The organism is Rhizobium sp. 16-488-2b (genome assembly GCF_017741815.1).
Lineage (GTDB): Bacteria > Pseudomonadota > Alphaproteobacteria > Rhizobiales > Rhizobiaceae > Rhizobium.
Window position 1 is genome coordinate 1 of record NZ_JAGHMF010000031.1, and the last position, 18,574, is coordinate 18,574.

General features: G+C 59.4%; 14 protein-coding genes and 1 pseudogene. 13 read left to right on the forward strand and 2 right to left on the reverse strand.

The features are described 5' to 3' along the window. The coding region (locus J5286_RS22320) for a methyl-accepting chemotaxis protein (protein ID WP_209215384.1) at positions 1-850 on the forward strand (850 nt) is incomplete at its 5' end. Positions 851-970: 120 nt separating this feature from the next. On the opposite strand, the gene J5286_RS22325 is transcribed toward J5286_RS22320, so the two are convergent. Continuing rightward, on the reverse strand, positions 971-2,059 hold the full coding sequence (locus J5286_RS22325; protein ID WP_042474633.1) for an ROK family transcriptional regulator: 1,089 nt from the start codon (positions 2,057-2,059) through the stop codon (positions 971-973). 81 nt (positions 2,060-2,140) lie between these two features. Continuing rightward, positions 2,141-2,809 carry an SGNH/GDSL hydrolase family protein gene (locus J5286_RS22330; RefSeq protein WP_309568442.1) on the reverse strand — a complete coding sequence of 223 codons (669 nt, stop codon included), beginning with the start codon at positions 2,807-2,809 and terminating at the stop codon, positions 2,141-2,143. Between the two features lie 325 nt (positions 2,810-3,134). Between J5286_RS22330 and J5286_RS22335 the strand changes: the two genes are divergently transcribed. The 12 genes and pseudogenes from J5286_RS22335 (at position 3,135) to fba (ending at position 18,562) form a co-directional block, all read left to right on the forward strand. Then, positions 3,135-4,166, forward strand: coding sequence for an ABC transporter substrate-binding protein (locus J5286_RS22335; RefSeq protein ID WP_374188768.1), 1,032 nt, complete (start codon positions 3,135-3,137; stop codon positions 4,164-4,166). 86 nt (positions 4,167-4,252) lie between these two features. Next, on the forward strand, positions 4,253-5,749 hold the full coding sequence (locus J5286_RS22340; protein ID WP_174158352.1) for a sugar ABC transporter ATP-binding protein: 1,497 nt from the start codon (positions 4,253-4,255) through the stop codon (positions 5,747-5,749). 24 nt (positions 5,750-5,773) lie between these two features. After that, positions 5,774-6,736 (forward strand): ABC transporter permease, encoded by a 963-nt coding sequence (locus tag J5286_RS22345; RefSeq protein ID WP_209193604.1) that lies wholly within the window; start codon positions 5,774-5,776, stop codon positions 6,734-6,736. 1 nt (position 6,737) lies between these two features. Next, positions 6,738-7,691, forward strand: a complete 954-nt coding sequence (locus J5286_RS22350; RefSeq protein ID WP_209193605.1) for an ABC transporter permease — start codon at positions 6,738-6,740, stop codon at positions 7,689-7,691. Positions 7,692-7,710: 19 nt separating this feature from the next. Further along, positions 7,711-8,394 (forward strand): SGNH/GDSL hydrolase family protein, encoded by a 684-nt coding sequence (locus tag J5286_RS22355; RefSeq protein WP_209193606.1) that lies wholly within the window; start codon positions 7,711-7,713, stop codon positions 8,392-8,394. An 80-nt stretch (positions 8,395-8,474) separates the two neighbouring features. Then, on the forward strand, positions 8,475-9,977 hold the full coding sequence (gene glpK / locus J5286_RS22360) for a glycerol kinase GlpK (protein ID WP_174158356.1): 1,503 nt from the start codon (positions 8,475-8,477) through the stop codon (positions 9,975-9,977). A 17-nt stretch (positions 9,978-9,994) separates the two neighbouring features. Then, positions 9,995-11,530 (forward strand): glycerol-3-phosphate dehydrogenase, encoded by a 1,536-nt coding sequence (gene glpD, locus J5286_RS22365; RefSeq protein WP_174158357.1) that lies wholly within the window; start codon positions 9,995-9,997, stop codon positions 11,528-11,530. Between the two features lie 63 nt (positions 11,531-11,593). Beyond that, positions 11,594-13,552: an acetate--CoA ligase gene (acs, locus tag J5286_RS22370; protein WP_209193607.1), complete on the forward strand. Its 1,959-nt coding sequence runs from the start codon at positions 11,594-11,596 to the stop codon at positions 13,550-13,552. Between the two features lie 23 nt (positions 13,553-13,575). Continuing rightward, positions 13,576-14,160 carry an adenylate kinase gene (locus J5286_RS22375; protein WP_209193608.1) on the forward strand — a complete coding sequence of 195 codons (585 nt, stop codon included), beginning with the start codon at positions 13,576-13,578 and terminating at the stop codon, positions 14,158-14,160. Positions 14,161-15,042: 882 nt separating this feature from the next. Beyond that, positions 15,043-16,419: pseudogene (locus J5286_RS31760) on the forward strand (methyl-accepting chemotaxis protein); the annotation flags it as partial. Between the two features lie 94 nt (positions 16,420-16,513). After that, complete coding sequence (locus tag J5286_RS22385) at positions 16,514-17,521, forward strand: class 1 fructose-bisphosphatase (RefSeq protein WP_209215385.1); 1,008 nt, start codon at positions 16,514-16,516, stop codon at positions 17,519-17,521. Next, positions 17,522-18,562, forward strand: a complete 1,041-nt coding sequence (fba, locus tag J5286_RS22390) for a class II fructose-bisphosphate aldolase (RefSeq protein ID WP_174158364.1) — start codon at positions 17,522-17,524, stop codon at positions 18,560-18,562. The last annotated feature ends 12 nt before the right edge of the window (positions 18,563-18,574 follow it).

The window sequence follows — 18,574 nt, forward strand, 5'->3', positions numbered from 1 at the left end:
GCTCGATCAGCTGCGACAGGATTTCAACGGTTCGCTGACGCGGCTGCAGGCGACGATGCGCCAGATCCGCGACAATGTCGAAATGACCCAGGGCAACGGCAACCAGATGGGCTTGTCGGCTGCGGTTCTTTCCAAACGTACCGAACAGCAGGCTGCTTCGCTCGAAGAAACGGCCGCCGCCATCGACGAGATTACCGTCACGGTTCGCTCGTCGGCGGAGCGTGCCAAGGATGCCGACCAGATCGTCCGCCAGGCCAAGCGCAGCGCCGACGACTCGGCGATCGTCGTCAACAATGCGATCGACGCCATGGGCCGCATCGAAGAAGCCTCCCGTCAGATCGAACAGATTACCGGTGTCATCGACGAGATCGCCTTTCAGACCAATCTTCTTGCCCTGAACGCCGGCGTCGAGGCAGCTCGTGCCGGAGAGGCTGGCAAGGGCTTCGCTGTCGTTGCCCAGGAGGTGCGCGAACTGGCGCAACGCTCCGCCAAGGCAGCCAAGGAGATCAAGGTCCTCATCAACAAGTCGACGACCGAGGTCAATACCGGCTCGCATCTGGTGCAGGAAACCGGCGCGGTCCTTGCGAAGATCAGCACCCAGATTGTTACCATCAGCCAGCACGTCGAAACGATCGCCCGTGGCAGCCACGACCAGTCGAGTGCCCTGCAGGGGGTCAACTCCACCGTCAATCAGATGGACCAGATGACACAGCACAATGCGGCGATGGTCGAGGAGACGACGGCCGCAAGCCGCGAACTCGCCTCCCAGGCCGACAGCCTGCTGGGGCTGGTTCAGCAGTTCAAGATTGAAGGAAATGGACGAGAATTGGGCTTGCATAGGGCTGCCTGATTTGCGGTAGTCCAAATGGATTTAGCGCCCTCATCTTCGTCGAAGTCAGTTCTGGGGCCGGCAACCAAAGTTGCCGGCTGGATGAGAATTTGCCCGGACGCTGATGGCCGCCCCGATCAGTTAGACACCACTCTCGACCATGAACCTTGACATGAACGGCAGACTTGCCGCGCCGACTGCCTTTGGTGCGCTCAAGATACTCGTTGGCATGACCGCGACCTCGGGAACCAATTTCTGTAGCGAGGCGCACACATTCCGAGAGACACTCGCCGGCACAAATGAAGATACGATAACGGCTTCCAGCTCGACAAATTGGGTGAGCGACCTGACGATGCCGCGCATCTTTTCCGCGAGTCTGCCTTCCCATTCGAGAACCAGGCCGTTCTCCGGCCACGGTGCAAGTGGTTGCCAAAGATGATCCGTCGGCGCACCCGCGGCGGTCAACATGGTTTCCAGTGACGCCGCGCCCACATCGAAACTGACAACAGAATTGCCGTGATGAATCTGGTGCTTCAAAACCAGCCGGCTGTGGAGGTTCGCGCCAATGTAAAAATAGAGATAGTCGGAAAACGGCTTGGCAATGCCGAACATGCTCTCTCCGCTGGCTGCAGCGGTGATGTCGTTCTGCACGAACACCGAGTATCCGGTGAGCTCCTCGACTTCCTTTTGCAGAGAGTCGAAATAGGCTTTCTCCTCACGACCCTCCGATGCGCTCGACGGCAGAGCCAGGCCAATACCGGCCAGCCGCTTTTGAGCATTCTTCGGAACGATGTTCATCGCCTGCCGGATGGTGTCGATGAACATCGTTTGGTTGCTATCGCGCTCGGGTTGCGGATTGGGAAGCTGCATATGATAGCGAACGGCGCCAACGAAATCGATCAGAACGACGTCCGTCCGCTTCAGGCCAACGCTGATGCCAATCGAGAAGGCCCCCTCGGGGTTGAGGGCTACTGGAACGGTTGGCGGCCCAACACGTCCCTTTTGTGCTTCCCCTTTTTGAACCAACCCCTCTTGTTCCAGCGATCTGACGAGCACCGAAATCGTCTGGGCGGAGAGACCTGTCCGTTCGCCGATCTCCAATCTGGTTATCTCGCTGTTTTGAAGGAGCAGCGACAGCAGCAGGCGTTCGTTGTAGCTGCGCACGCTCACGGCGTTCAGGCCCGTCGCCCGATCGGCAATACGCAGGGGATTGGGTGGTGCAAAACGCATATCAGGCATCAATGCGATCCTCGCCGAGTAAGGCATAAAGATGAACCGGCATCCATTTGTCGTGTCGTTGCGGCAATATCATCATCTCCAACCGATCGCCTCGACTTCCCTGGCCAGCGCTGTTCCCAAGGCTTCATGCGCTTCCCGGTTGATGTGAAAACCATCGCGAGGATCACACGACGCGACGGTCGCGGCGTCAAAGAAGTGGACTTCGAGCGAATCGGCAATAATTTCAAACTCAAGGGCGAGACGCCGGGATTTCTCCTGGGCGCCGGAAAATATGGGTTCCCATTCCTTGATATCGTCCAGCATTGGGGGCGGAGCAACCACCATGATTTCGGGGGGCTTGCCGCCCGGGCCGGGCGCCAGTTCCCTGATATCGTAGACCAGGCAGCCAATACCCATCGCCACTTCCGAGGGTGGTTGGCCGAAGCGCGCCTTCAGGTCGTTCGTCCCGAGCATGATGATGACAAGGTCGAGGATCGCGTGGCTCATGAGGCACGGACGCAGGTAGGATCGGCCGTTCTTCATCGTTCCTTCGATCGGATCGTCGCGAACCGTTGTGCGGCCACTCAAGCCTTCCTCGATGACGTACCACGCGCTTCCAAGCTCCCGTCTCAAAACTCCAGGCCAGCGTTCGTTTGGCCCGTATCGGTCGAGCGGCGAACCCCCCGGAATTTGGCCATGCGTATTCGAGTCGCCGTAACATAAGACTGACCGCATTTCCTCCCCACCTTTATGGCAAATCATAAAGACGCATGAACATTCTCTGGGGATTATGGCCTTTGTCGATCTATGGCGCAAGTTTATTGATATTCATTCAATCTGAATAATTATTGACAGCGTTTTAGAGGTGTGGCATTTCTATGAATGGGAGAGCAAGATTTCCAGGAACTGAACATAGCCAACCCCAGTCATCCAATGGCGTTGGCCCGCGACTAAAGCCGCTTCAGCGGCCTGGATAAGTGCGTCTCCGTGTCAATGGAGATCCGACGTCGATGAGGACGACGGTGTTTGTGCAAGGGAGGAATTCTCAGTGAACGGCTATCTGAAATCTATTCTCGGGGCGACGCTTGTGGTGGCATCCACCGCGGGCCCGCTTTGGGCTGATGACGTCAAGTTCATGGACGGCATCACGCCGCGAGCTGGCGACAACCCGCAGACCGAAGCTGGCAAGTACAAGAAGGATTGCGGCTGGGTCATCGGCATGAGCGACTTTGGCGTCAACGCCAATACCTGGACGGTCCAGGTCGCTCACGAGTCCGAGGCTGCTGCTGCTGCCAACAAGTGCATCAAGAAGTTCATCCTGCTCGACGCCGGCTTTGACCAGAAGAAGCAGGTTGCCGACATCGAAGATCTGATCGCGCAGAAGGTCGACGCGATCATCGTCCAGCCGGTCACTTCCACCTCCGCCAACGCATCGATGAAGAAGGCGATTGCTGCTGGCATTCCGGTCATCGTCCATACCGGCCGCGTAGAGACGGACGATTACACGACAGAAATCCAGGGCGGCGCCGAGCACTTCGGCAAGGTGATGGGCGACTGGCTCGTCAAGACGGTCGGAAACGACGGCAAGATCTGGGTGCTGCGCGGTCTCGCCGGCCATCCGGAAGACACCAACCGCTACAATGGTCTTCTGGAAGCGCTGAAGGGCACGAACGTCAAGATCGTCGCCGAAGAGCATGGCGATTGGCAGTATGACAAGGGCAAGAGCGTCTGCGAGACCCTCTACCTGAACAACCCTGATGTGAACGGCATCTGGTCGTCGGGCGCCGACATGACGCGCGCCTGCGTCGACGTCTTCAAGCAGTTCGGCGCCAAGATCCCGCCGATCTCGGGCGAAGGCAACAACGGGTTCTTCGGCCAGTGGATCAACGACGGCTTCGAGTCGATCTCTGCAGAATATTCGCCGGCCCAGGGTGCCGAGGGCGTGCACGCCGCGATTGCTCTGCTTGAGGGCAAGCAGCTCTACAAGCACTACGACTACAATCCTCCGGGCTGGGATCTCGAGAAGGTCAAGAAGTATTACCGCGACGATCTCTCCGCGAACGTCTGGTGGCCGTCTCAGCTCTCCGAAGACGATCTGAAGAAGTATTATAGCAAGTAATCATTCTCCCGCGGCGCGTCCGCCGGTTTCGTTCCGGAACCGGCGGATGGCCACCGGAACGGAATTGCGTGATTTGGGAGGAAGCAATGGCCAACCTTGTGGAAATGTCGAACATTTCAAAATCGTTTGGCGGAAGTCTGGCACTTGACAGGGTGTCGCTGGAGCTCTTGCCGGGTTCGGTGCATGCCCTGATGGGCGAGAATGGCGCCGGTAAATCGACCCTCATGAAGATCCTTGCGGGTGTTCATCGGCCAGACAGTGGCGATATCTTCAAGAACGGCCACAAGATCTCCTTCGTCAATCCGAAAGAGGCACTTGATTTCGGCATATCGACCGTCTTCCAGGAAATGACGCTCCTGTCGAACCTCACGATCGCCGAAAACATGTTTCTCGGGCGTGAGCCGGTCACGCGCTTCGGCACTGTCGACTACAGGCGCATGAATGCCGAAACCAGCAAAGCGCTAAAGGAGCTTTCGCTCGACCTCGATCCGCGGACCCTTGTTTCGAATCTCAGCATCGCCGAACGGCAGTTCGTCGAGATCGCCCATGGCATCAAGGCCGATGCCTCGATTTTCATTCTCGATGAGCCGACGGCTGCTCTCAATGCCGCCGATGTCGAGATCATGAACAAGCATATCCGGCGACTGCGCGATGCGGGCAAGGCGATCGTCTATATCTCGCACCGGATGGATGAAATCTTCCAGATCTGCGACACGGTCACGGTCCTGAAAGACGGCAAGCTGGTGGGCACGCGCCCCCTTTCCGAAATGACGCCGACATCGCTCATCGCGATGATGGTCGGTCGGGAATTGAAAGATCTTTTCCCGGCAAGAAACCCATCGGCAGCCGGCGAACCGATGCTCGACATAAAGCACTTCAAGATCGGTGCGGCGACGAAGCCATTTTCGCTGCATGTTTCCAAGGGTGAGATTGTCGCTCTGGCGGGGCTGGAAGGACAAGGGCAGCAGAAGCTCATGCGCTCGCTCGTCGGCCAGTTCCAGCCGTTCTCCGGAACCGTCACATTCCAGGGAAAGTCACTTGCGTTGCCGGTGCCAAATGAGAACGGTATCCGCAAGCTGCAGCAGATGGGGGTGGGTTTCGTTCCTGAAGATCGCAAGGAAGAGGGTCTGTTTCTGAACCTTCCGATTGCGCACAATATCGAGATTGCCCTGCATTCGGCAAGGATGGGTTTTTCCGCCGCGAAGAATTATCGGAAGGTCGTTGCGGAGACGATCAAGCGGCTCAACGTGCGGACGATCAACGTGTCTGCGCCCGTTGGCGCCCTCTCCGGCGGCAATCAGCAGAAAGTTCTGCTCGGCCGCTATATCGCCGCCAATCTCGATATCCTCCTCATTGAGGAGCCGACGCGCGGCGTCGATATCGGAGCCAAATCGGAAATTTACAAGCTGCTTCGCGACTTCACGCAGAACGGCGGGGCCGTGCTGGTCCTGTCGAGGGAAACTGTCGAACTGATCGGCCTTTGCGATCGCATCTATGTCGTCCATGGCGACACGGTCGTTGCAGAGATGCCCGCCGCCAGGGCCACAGAGCACGACATCCTCGACGCCGCCCTGAGCGCGTAAGCGCCAAATTAGAGAACCAATCCGATGACCAAGACTCTTTCAAGACTATTTTCGGGAAGCCAGAATCGCCAAGGTCTCTGGATCGTTCCCTTGCTGATCACCATCGTCCTCAGTATTGCGCTGATCGTTCAGACAGACCAGTTCCTCAACAGTGAAAACCTGTTCAACCTGATCGCCCAGGCAATGCCGCTGATCATCACGGCGGTCGGCCAGCTGTTCGTCATCCTCGTCGGCGGCCTCGACCTTTCCGTCGGATCGCTGATCAGCTTCACGACAGCCATACTGGCGTTGGACGCCCCGGGCTACATTACGATACCGGCAGTCTTCCTGCTGGCGGCCTTGCTCGGCCTGACCAACGGCATTGTGATCACCCGTCTCAACGTCCATCCGATCATCGCGACGCTGGCGATGCAATATATCGTGCTCGGAGCTGCGCGCATCTTGCGTCCCGTCTCCGGCGGGACCATTCCGGATGTCGTCATCAGCTCGGTCTCGGGGTCGTTCCTCGGCATCCCCATGCCGATATTCTGGGGCATTTGCGTTGCCCTGGTCGCCTGGAAATTGCTCTACGGCTCACGGTTCGGACTTCATCTCTTCGCGATCGGCGGAGGCATTTCCAGCGGCATGGAAGACGCCACACGTAACTTCGGTGTGGCCGACAAGCGCAATGTCATCCTGGCCTATGTCGCCTGCTCGTGTTTTGCGGCTCTTGCCGGCGTGTTCCTGGCCGGCCGCATCGTGTCCGGCGATCCGAATGTCGGTCTTCTCTTCGAGCTCGATGCGATCACTGCCGTCGCCATTGGCGGCACGCAACTCTCCGGCGGCGTCGGCAGCCTGCAGGGAACGATTATCGGAGCCCTGGTGCTAGCGCTCCTCTCCAACGGCATGAATCTGGTCAACGTTTCGCCGTTCATTCAGACGGCGATCAAGGGCGGCATCCTGCTGCTTGTCGTCGGTTTCCAGACACGCAAGAAGATGGGGCTCTAAAATGTTAGGCTTCGCGAACAATCCCGCAATTCAGCGAATGCTCAGGGTCGCGCCTTCGTATTACGTTTTTGCATTGCTTCTGCTCGTTCTATTCGTCTCGCGCCCGCAGATGCTCAATGCAAATGTCATGGGGATCTTCATTCGCCAGGTCGCCCCTCTCGGCGTTCTCGTCCTCGGACAGCTGCTCGTCATGCGCGTCAAGAGCATTGACCTTGCAGGCGGCGGCATCATCCTGCTCGTCAACTATTTCATTTCGTCGAACCTTCTTCCTGGAATGTCGGCGACAGGTTTCGTCCTGCTGGCGCTCTTCACCGGCACCGCAATTGGCCTGTTCAACGGCTTCATGGTCGGCAAGCGGCGTGTCTCGGCGGTCATTGTGACCCTTGCCGTGAGCATCATCCTTGTGGGTGCCGTCCAGTTCCTGTCCAGCGGCAAGCCGCCGGGGAACGTGCCGACCTACTTCAACACCATCTACAATGTGAAACTTGGTCCCCTGCCGCTCCCGGTTCTGTTCTGGGTCGTGCTGACGGCGCTGTTGTCCCTGCTTCTGTCGAGAACGGTGTTCGGGCGCTACGTCACCTCCGTGGGTGCCAATGCGGAAGCCGCGCACTTCTCGGGCGTTCCCGTCGAACGCACGGTTGTCGTGGCGCACACACTCGCAGGCCTTATCGCCGGCATCGCCGCCCTCGTTCAAACGGCGTCGATTGCGGTCGGAAGCGTTCGTGTCGGCCTGGATCTTCCGATCCTGTCCGTTGCGGCGACCATTCTCGGCGGCGTGGTGTTCGGCCGGGGGGAAGGTGGCGTCTGGGGGCCGTTCTTCGGTGTCCTTTCTTTCGCGCTCCTCTTTGTCGTGATGACGTCCTTCGGCGTCAGCGACTCCGGGAAGCTCATCGCGCAAGGTCTCATCATCCTGCTTGCGGCCATTTTCTACGGCCTCAAGGCACGCAACTCGTAGTTATCGGAGGAATAACGATATGGCAGAGAGCCGCTCAATACTGTGTTTTGGGGATTCACTCACATGGGGATGGATTCCGGTGCCGGAATCGTCCCCTACCCTCAGATACCCCTTTGAGCAGCGCTGGACCGGCGCCATGGCAGCGGCGCTGGGTGACGGCTATGCGATCATCGAGGAGGGCTTAAGTGCCCGCACGACGAGCGTCGAGGACCCCAACGATCCCCGGCTGAACGGAAGCGCCTATCTGCCGATGGCGCTGGCCAGCCACCTGCCGCTCGATCTTGTGATCATTTTGCTCGGCACCAACGATACCAAGTCCTACTTCCGCCGCACGCCCTACGAGATCGCCAACGGCATGGGCAAGCTTGCAGGACAGGTTCTCACCTGTACCGGCGGTATCGGCACGCCCTACCCTGCGCCGAAGCTCCTGATCGTTTCGCCGCCGCCGCTCGCTCCCATGCCTGACCCATGGTTTGAAGGCATGTTTGGTGGCGGTTACGAAAAGTCCCTCGAGCTCGCAAAGCAGTACAAGGCGCTCGCCAATTTCTTGAAGATCGACTTCCTCGACGCTGGCGAGTTCGTCAAGACCGATGGCTGCGACGGGATCCATTTCTCTGCCGAGACGAACATCACGCTCGGCCGGGCAATCGCGGCGAAGGTCGAAGCGATTTTCTCACAAGAGGCGAAGAACGCTGCAGCTTAGCAGTCTTCCGCCGCCGGCCGCCAGCGTCTCCCTCCCAGGACGCTGGCGGTCCCCTTCCATCAACAAGATTTGAGGCTTCCATGACCGGCTATGTTCTGGCGATCGACCAGGGGACAACGTCCTCCCGTGCCATCGTTTACGGCCCCGATGCCCAGCCGATCGCGATCGATCAAAAAGAGATATCGCAGTCGTTTCCGAAGTCCGGCTGGGTCGAACACAACGCCACCGAAATCTGGGAGTCTGTGCTTGAGACCTCCCGCAATGCTCTAAAGCGGGCAGGCATCGAAGCGCGGGACGTTGCGGCAATCGGCATCACAAACCAACGCGAAACATGCCTTGTTTGGGAGCGGTTGACCGGCAAGCCAATTCATCCGGCGATCGTCTGGCAAGACCGACGGACCTACGGCGCATGCGAGGTTCTTCGCGCAGACGGGTTTGGTCCGCTGATACAGGAAAAAACCGGCCTTTTGCTGGATCCATATTTTTCCGCCACGAAGATCGCCTGGATCCTCGACAATGTCGAGGGCGCGCGACGGGCGGCCGAGGCCGGTCAGTTGCTCTGCGGCACGATCGACACCTATCTGACCTGGATGCTCACCGGCGGCGCTGTGCACGCGACGGACGCAACCAATGCGTCGCGAACGTCGTTGTTCGACATTCGCGAGAACCGCTGGGATGACGAATTGCTGGGCGCGTTCAGAGTCCCGCGGGCTCTCCTGCCCGAGGTGAAGGATTGTGCTGACGATTTCGGCCAGACGATTGCCGGCCACTTCGGCGCTCAAATTCCGATCCGGGCGCTTGCGGGCGACCAGCAGGCAGCCTTGATCGGCCAGGCCTGCCTCAAACCCGGGATGCTAAAGTCGACCTATGGAACGGGTTGCTTCGTGGTCCTGAATACCGGCGACAAGATCGTCCAATCAACCAACCGCCTGCTTTCGACCATCGCGTACCGTCTCGATGGCAAAACGACCTACGCGCTTGAGGGGTCGATCTTCATGGCGGGCGCTGCGGTTCAATGGCTCAGAGACTCCTTGAAACTCATCAAGGAAGCGGACGAAACAGGCCGCCTCGCGCATCTTGCTGACGAACAGGAAGACGTCTATCTCGTTCCAGCGTTCACCGGGCTCGGTGCGCCGCATTGGAATTCGCAAGCCCGGGGAGCAATTTTTGGCCTGACGAGAGGGACAGGAGTAGCCGAGCTTTCGCGGGCGACCCTGGAATCCGTCTGCTATCAAACGCGCGATCTCCTCGAGGCTATGGCGTCCGACTATCCGATGGACGTCCGAGGTGCGACCCTTCGCGTCGATGGTGGGTTATCCGGCAGCGATTGGGCCATGCAGGCATTGGCCGATTGCCTCGGAAGCGTCATTGAGCGATCCCCAACTCAAGAAGCCACTGCCTACGGAGTTGCAGCACTCGCGGGCTCGCGCGCGGGCGTTTGGCCAGATCTGACAGGCTTTGCAGCGAACTGGCAGGCCAAGAGCCGGTTCACCCCAAACCTCAACATTGACGAGCGGGCACGACGCTACCGGAAATGGCGTGCTGCCGTTGCAAGCACGCTTTCCTATGCGGCAACGGCGTGACGTCACGGGAGATCGATATGGAAGACAAAATCCACGACCTGTTCGTAATCGGCGGCGGTATCAACGGCTGCGGGATCGCGCGTGATGCGGTTGGTCGAGGCTATTCGGTGGCGTTGGCGGAGATGAACGACTTCGCTTCCGGCACCTCTTCAGGCGCCACCAAGCTCATCCATGGCGGCTTGCGCTATCTCGAACACTACGAGTTCCGACTGGTGCGTGAATCGCTGATGGAGCGCGAGGTGCTCTGGGCGATGGCGCCGCACATCATCTGGCCGATGCGCTTCGTGCTGCCCTACCAAAAGGGCGGCATCCGTCCGGCCTGGCTGATCCGGCTTGGACTGTTCCTTTATGACCATCTCGGCGGCCGCAAGCTGCTGCCCCCGACTGCGGTTCTCGACATGCGCCGCGACGAGGCGGCGAAGCCGTTGAAGGCGCTCTTCACCAAGGCCTTCGAATATTCCGACGGCTGGGTCGACGATGCCCGGCTTGTGGTCTTGAACGCCCGTGATGCCAGCGACAAGGGCGCGCTGGTCATGCCGCGCACCAAAGTGGTCTCGGCGCGGCGCGAGAACGGGCTCTGGACCATCGAGACGGTGGATACGGTCTCCGAGATCGCGACGGTTCACCGCGCGCGCATGCTCGTCAACGCGGCCGGTCCCTGGGTAGACCATGTCATCCGGGGAGCCTTCGGCAAGAACGAGGCCCGCAATGTGCGCCTCGTCCAGGGCAGCCATATCGTCGTGAAGAAGAAGTTCGAGGGGCCGCGGGCCTACTTCTTCCAGAACCCCGACAACCGCATCATTTTCGCCATTCCCTATGAGGACGAGTTCACGCTGATCGGCACCACCGACCGCGACTATTCCGGCGATCCGAAGGATGTCAGGATCTCGCAGGACGAGACGGACTATCTCTGCAAGGCGGCGACCGAATACTTCAAGGAGCCGGTCAGGCAAGAGGATATCGTTTGGACTTATTCAGGGATACGGCCGCTATTCAACGACGGCGCTTCGAAAGCGCAAGAGGCGACGCGCGACTATGTGCTTAAGCTCGAGGGGGCTGACGGCAAGGACGGCAGGACGGCGCCGCTTCTCAATGTCTTCGGCGGCAAGCTCACCACCTACCGGCGTCTGGCCGAACATGCGCTGGAGAAGATCGGCGAGGCGATCGGCGTGAAGGGTGCCCCGTGGACGGCAAAGAGCCATCTGCCGGGCGGCGACTTTCCGGTCCAAGGCTACGAGGCCGAGGTGACCAAGCTTCATAGCGCCTATCCGTTCCTCGCGGCTTCACATGCGCGCCGGCTTGTCCGCCGCTATGGCACAAAAGCACCCGTTCTTCTCGGCACTGCCAGGAAGATCGAGGATCTCGGCCGGCATTTCGGGTCGGACCTCTACGAAGCCGAAGTGCTCTACCTGATGGAGCACGAATGGGCACGCACAACGAATGACATTCTCTGGAGACGCTCGAAGAAGGGGCTGCATCTCAGCCACAGCGAAGTGTCCCTTCTTGACCATTTAATCTCTGAAGTCATCCAGCGGCAGGTCGCCGCGCAGTGAGATTTTTTGGTGGGCCATAGCATCGATCATGCTGGGCCGCCGCCTGACGTTTGAGGAGTTTTAATGTCGGAGAAGATTTATCCGGTTACCAAGCCGGTGCAGCGCCATGCGCTGATCGGCAAGACCGAGTACCAGGAATGGTACGAGGAGAGTGTTGCCGGCCCGGAGCAGTTCTGGGGCAAGCACGGCAAACGTATCGATTGGTTCAAGCCCTACACCAGCGTAAAGGAGACCTCGTTTACTGGCGACGTCTCGATCAAATGGTTCGAAGACGGTGAGACCAATGTCGCCTACAACTGCATTGATCGGCACCTGGAGACGAGGGGCGATCAGGTCGCTATCATCTGGGAAGGCGATGATCCCTCTGTCGACAAGAGGATCACCTATAACGAACTTTTCGAGCAAGTCTGCCGCTTCGCCAATGTGTTGAAGAAGCATGGTGTCCAGAAGGGCGACCGCGTCACCATCTACATGCCGATGGTGCCGGAAGCGGCCTATGCGATGCTCGCCTGCGCCCGTATCGGCGCGATCCATTCCGTGGTCTTCGGCGGCTTTTCGCCCGAGGCGTTGGGCGGCCGCATCGTCGACTGTGAATCGATCTTCGTGATCACTTGCGACGAGGGCATACGCGGCGGCAAGCCGGTTCCGCTGAAGGCCAATGTCGACAAGGCGATCGACATCGCTGCGCGCGGTCATGTCATGGTCAAGAACGTCCTGGTGATCCGCCGTACAGGCAGCGCGGTGGGCTGGGCGCCAGGCCGCGACCTCTGGCATCACGAGGAATCAATCACTGTTTCGGCCGACTGCCCGCCCGAGCCGATGAGTGCGGAAGATCCACTTTTCATCCTCTATACTTCGGGCTCTACAGGCAAACCGAAGGGTGTGTTGCATACGACCGGTGGCTATCTCGTCTACGCCTCGATGACGCACGAATATGTGTTCGACTACCAGGACGGTGACATCTACTGGTGCACGGCCGATGTGGGTTGGGTCACCGGCCACTCCTATATCGTCTACGGGCCGCTGGCGAATTGCGCCACAACGCTGATGTTCGAGGGGATCCCGACCTTCCCCGATGCCGGCCGCTTCTGGGACGTCATCGACAAGCACAAGGTCAATATCTTCTATACGGCGCCGACCGCGATCCGCTCGCTGATGGGCGCCGGCGATGATTTCGTCAAGCGCTCCAGCCGCTCGAGCCTGCGTCTCCTCGGCTCGGTCGGCGAGCCCATCAACCCCGAAGCCTGGGAATGGTACTATCATACGGTCGGCGCCGGGCGCTGCCCGATCGTCGACACCTGGTGGCAGACGGAAACCGGCGGCATCATGATCACGCCGCTGCCGGGCGCGACCGACCTCAAGCCCGGCTCCGCCACCCGCCCCTTCTTCGGCATCAAGCCGGAGCTCCTGGATGCGGAAGGCAAGCTTATCGAAGGTGCCGCCGACGGCAATCTCTGCATCGCCGACAGCTGGCCGGGTCAGGCACGTTCGGTCTATGGCGACCACGAGCGCTTCATCCAGACCTATTTCTCCACTTACGAGGGCAAGTATTTCACTGGCGACGGCTGTCGCCGTGATGCCGACGGCTACTACTGGATCACCGGCCGCGTTGACGACGTTCTCAACGTCTCGGGTCACCGGCTCGGCACGGCGGAAGTCGAGTCCGCCCTGGTTTCGCATCACCTCGTCTCTGAGGCAGCCGTCGTCGGCTATCCGCACAGTATTAAGGGTCAAGGCATCTATTGCTATGTCACGCTGATGGCGAGCGGCCAAGGGTCCGAAGAGTTGCGCCAGCAGCTGGTCAAGCACGTCCGAGCGGAAATCGGCCCGATTGCTTCGCCGGACAAGATCCAGTTCGCGCCGGGCCTGCCGAAGACTCGCTCAGGAAAGATCATGCGCCGCATCCTGCGCAAGATCGCCGAGGACGATTTCGGCTCGCTGGGCGACACTTCGACGCTTGCCGATCCGGCTGTCGTCGATGATCTGATCGCCAACCGGCAGAACAGGGCCGAGGCAGCGTGAGACCGAAGGAAAGGACTTACCCCATGAGATTGATACTAATGGGCCCGCCCGGCTCCGGCAAAGGGACGCAAGCCAAGCGCATCTGCGAAAAGCTCGGCATCCCGCATCTGTCGATGGGCGACATCCTCCGGGCCGAGGTAGAGGCGGGAACGCCTCTCGGTTCGGCGGTCGCGGCGACGATGGCAGCTGGCGGGCTCGTTTCCGATGACACCGTCTCGGCGATCGTTGCAAACAGGATTGCCAGTCCGGAAGCAGAGTGCGGATTCGTGCTCGATGGGTTTCCGCGCACGATCTCGCAGGCTGCCGCGTTGGATCAGTCGCTCGGTGAGCATTCCTTGACGGCCGTCATCGAGCTCGTCGTCCCGGAGGAAGAACTCTACGACCGTATCTGCCGAAGAGCGACGGAGTCCGCCGGCGCGCGACGCGCCGATGACAATGCCGCGACGTTGGAACTGCGCCTCCAGGCGTATCGGGCAGAGACCCTTTCGGTCAGTGAATTCTACAAGGGTCGGTGGCCGTACTTTCAGGTCGACGGTCTTGCCGCTCCTCAGGACGTAACCGCCCGGATTCTGGAAATCCTAGAGACGGCCGCGACGGAATATTCATGAAACATTACTAATTCAAGATCGATTTTACCGGATATTCATTCACTCAGAATAATTATTATTGGACCTCGTTATCTTGGGTGGAGAATCATGAGCATTCATTTTGACTTCCTGCTATTGCGCGGACCGATCCGGACCAAAATCTTCTGCCTGCTGACGCCGATACTTGTCGGCATCGCGGGCTTGAGCCTCGTCAACTATCTTTCCGGCAACATGCTGAATACCCAGCTTGCCAGCAGCTCGAGCGGGATGGTCACGCTGTCGGCGATCAAGCAGGCTCAGGACGGGATGAACTCCTTCCTGCTCGAGGCGACGGAAGCAAAGCGCGATGCGCTGAAGGCGCTGCTCGCCGACCAGAGCGCCAAGATATCGACGAGCTTGTCCTTCGCTCAAGAACAGGATGAACGACAGAGCCTGCTTGCCGCAGGGACGATTGCTGAAGAGGTCTCAAAGACAATCGACGGCCTCTGGGAAATGCACAGCGACGAAAGGAAACTTCGGGAGGGGATTTCCAGCGATCTCTCAACCTTGTCGGATGTGCAGTCCAAACTGCAAACCTATTTGAACATCCCCGCTGACCAAGCGGCAGCACAAGCGGCGACGGCGGAAACGCTGAACAAGATCAACTCCATGAACTATGAACTTCGGATCGCCTCCTCCGATTTTCTAGGTGGAATGAATGAAGACACCCTCAAGAAGGTAAAAGGTCGCCTCAAAGGGCTGGGCTTCTATCTCAGTAAGGTGAAGGAACAGCACGCGGCCAACGGTCCCATCCAGGAATTGTCCGATAAGGCCGTTGCGGTGATTGGTCAGGCGCAGGAGGCATTCGATCAGCTCCTCGTCAAAGTCGAGGCTCGTGACGCGGCATTCAAGGCGGCGAGCGCCAGGATGAACGACTCTTGGAACAAGATCCTCGAGTTCGCTCAAGTCCAGCGTGATCATGCCTCCGTCGCACAGGATCAGGCGCAACATATATCCGTCGTGACGACCGTGCTTGCCCTGCTCTTTGGTTGCATCGCTGCTTTCCTGCTGCTCAGAACCATCAAGTCTCCGATCGAAGCGCTGACCGCATCGATGAAGGCGGTTGCGTCCGGAAAACTCGACGAAAAGATCGGCAGCGTCGAAAAACGCGACGAGATCGGCGAAATGGCGAGGGCATTGGACGTATTCCGTAACAACGCGCTCGAAAAAATCCGCGTCGAAAGTGACGCGGAACAGTCGAGGTCGCTGATGCGGCAACAACGCCAGGAAGACGATCTGCGCAAGACCCGCGATGCGGCTGCCATCAGCAGCGCGGTCGAGGCGGTTGCGTCCGGCTTGCACAAACTTGCGGGCGGAGACCTCACGGTGACTATCGCTCTCCCTCTCGACGGAGAGCTCGATCAGCTGCGACAGGATTTCAACGGTTCGCTGACGCGGCTGCAGGCGACGATGCGCCAGATCCGCGACAATGTCGAAATGATCCAGGGCAACGGCAACCAGATGGCCGAGGCGGCTGAGGATCTTGCCAAACGTACCGAACAGCAGGCTGCTTCGCTCGAAGAAACGGCCGCCGCCATCGACGAGATTACCGTCACGGTTCGCTCGTCGGCGGAGCGTGCCAAGGATGCCGACCAGATCGTCCGCCAGGCCAAGCGCAGCGCCGACGACTCGGCGATCGTCGTCAACAATGCGATCGACGCCATGGGCCGCATCGAAGAAGCCTCCCGTCAGATCGAACAGATTACCGGTGTCATCGACGAGATCGCCTTTCAGACCAATCTTCTTGCCCTGAACGCCGGCGTCGAGGCAGCTCGTGCCGGAGAGGCTGGCAAGGGCTTCGCTGTCGTTGCCCAGGAGGTGCGCGAACTGGCGCAACGCTCCGCCAAGGCAGCCAAGGAGATCAAGGTCCTCATCAACAAGTCGACGACCGAGGTCAATACCGGCTCGCATCTGGTGCAGGAAACCGGCGCGGTCCTTGCGAAGATCAGCACCCAGATTGTTACCATCAGCCAGCACGTCGAAACGATCGCCCGTGGCAGCCACGACCAGTCGAGTGCCCTGCAGGGGGTCAACTCCACCGTCAATCAGATGGACCAGATGACACAGCACAATGCGGCGATGGTCGAGGAGACGACGGCCGCAAGCCGCGAACTCGCCTCCCAGGCCGACAGCCTGCTGGGGCTGGTTCAGCAGTTCAAGATTGAAGGAAATGGACGAGAATTGGGCTTCTCAAGCGCAGAGGAACTGTCGCACCAACCGGCCAGCCAAAGCGCGGCTTGAGGTTGCAACCGAATTGCACATGGCGGGACAGGAACAGCGTTTGAAGCGGAGTAGAGAAATCGGATCCCTCGGGATTCACATGACAGGTTGAAACATGACGATCCCACCAGACACCGAACTTGGCGCTTATCTGCTCCAGAGGAAAGTCGATCCTGACTTGGCAAGCTTGGTTGAAAGCATCGCAGCGTCTGCGACCGTAGTTGCCGACCATCTGAAGGAAGCAGCCTTTCAGAACCATATTGGCAGCGCCGGGACGACGAATATCCAGGGTGAAGATCAGAAGCTCCTCGACGTCTTGGCCGATCGGGTGTTTCGCGAAACATGCGGAGACGCGACGTCGCTCGCTGCCTATGTTTCGGAGGAGGCGGAGGAAGTCACGTGGTTGAAAGCCCCTGCCGCTGGCGACCTCATCCTTTACGTCGATCCATTGGACGGCTCATCGAACCTTGAGGTGAACCTTTCCGTCGGCTCGATCTTTGCCGTGAGCCAGGTCCAGGCAGACGGCGACACCAATGTTCTGCGCAAAGGCCGGGATTATCTCTGCGCCGGCTATGCCATCTATGGGCCGTCCACGCTCTTCGTGATCACATTCGGCCTCGGCGTGGTCGGTTTCACGCTGGATCCATCCGATGGGCAATTCAAACTAACCAATGCTCAGATGCGCGTGCCACCGGAAACGAACGAGTTTGCCGTGAACTCCTCGCGTCAACGTTTTTGGGACGAACCGATCCGCCGCTATGTCGACGAATGCCTTGCGGGATCGGCTGGGCCACGCGGCCAAGACTTCAACATGCGATGGACGGCCTCCATGGTCGCCGACGTCCATCGCATTCTCACGCGTGGAGGGGTGTTTCTCTATCCGGCGGACGAATCCAATCGTCGCGCCGGTGGCAAGCTGCGCCTGATGTACGAAGCCAATCCCATGGCGTTCCTCATCGAGGCGGCCGGCGGTGCAGCATCCACCGGAACCGAAGACATCCTTCGCATCCAACCACAGGCTCATCATCAGCGCGTGTCGGTCTTGCTCGGGTCGAGCAACGAAATCGAACGCCTGGTGCAACTTCACCAAATCCATCCCTCGCAAGAGAAGATCGGCTCTTAAATGGCTCTCATCACCCTTCGTCAATTGCTCGACCATGCCGCCGAGAATGGCTACGCCATCCCGGCTTTCAACGTGAACAACATGGAACAGATGCTTGCCATCATGAAGGCTGCGGCCCGCACCGACAGCCCGGTGATCATGCAGGCAAGCCGCGGCGCTCGTGCTTTCGCAGGCGACGCGACGCTGTCGCATCTGATCCGCGCCGCAATCGAGATGTATCCGCACATCCCAGTGTGCATGCATCAGGACCACGGGAATTCGGCGTCGACCTGTATGTCGGCTATTCTTGCAGGTTTCTCCTCCGTGATGATGGATGGATCCCTCTCGGAAGATGGCCGCACGCCTCTCAGCTTCGATGACAACGTCGCCGTCACCTCCAAGGTGTCGGAAATGGCGCACCTCGTCGGCGTGTCGGTCGAAGGCGAGATCGGCCATCTCGGCTCGTTGGAAAGCGGCCGCGGCGAAGCGGAGGACGGACATGGCTTTGACGGCGAGCTCAGCCGCGACATGCTGCTGACGGATCCCGAAGAGGCCGCCGAATTCGTACGCTTGACAAACGTGGATGCTCTCGCCATCGCCATCGGCACGTCGCACGGCGCTTACAAATTCTCCCGCAAACCGGACGGTGACATCCTTTCCATCAAGCGCCTGAAGGAGATCCACGTCCGTCTGCCCGATACCCATCTCGTCATGCATGGGTCGTCGTCGGTGCCGGCGGAACTCCAGGAACTGATCAACGCGCATGGTGGCGACGTGAAACCAACCTATGGCGTTCCGGTCGAAGAAATCCAGGAAGGCATCCGACACGGCGTTCGGAAGGTGAATGTCGACACGGACCTCAGATTGGCGTTTACGGGAGCGATCCGCCACGTCTTTGCCCTTCATCCTGGCGAGTTCGATCCCCGCAAATACCTCGCCCCAGGCATCGAGGCGATGGCAGCGGTCTGTAGCGACCGATACGAGCAGTTCGGCGCCGCCGGACATGCCTCCGGCATCAAACCCCTGCCGCTCGCCGAGATGGCGAAGCGCTATAGCCACTAATTTGGGGATAAG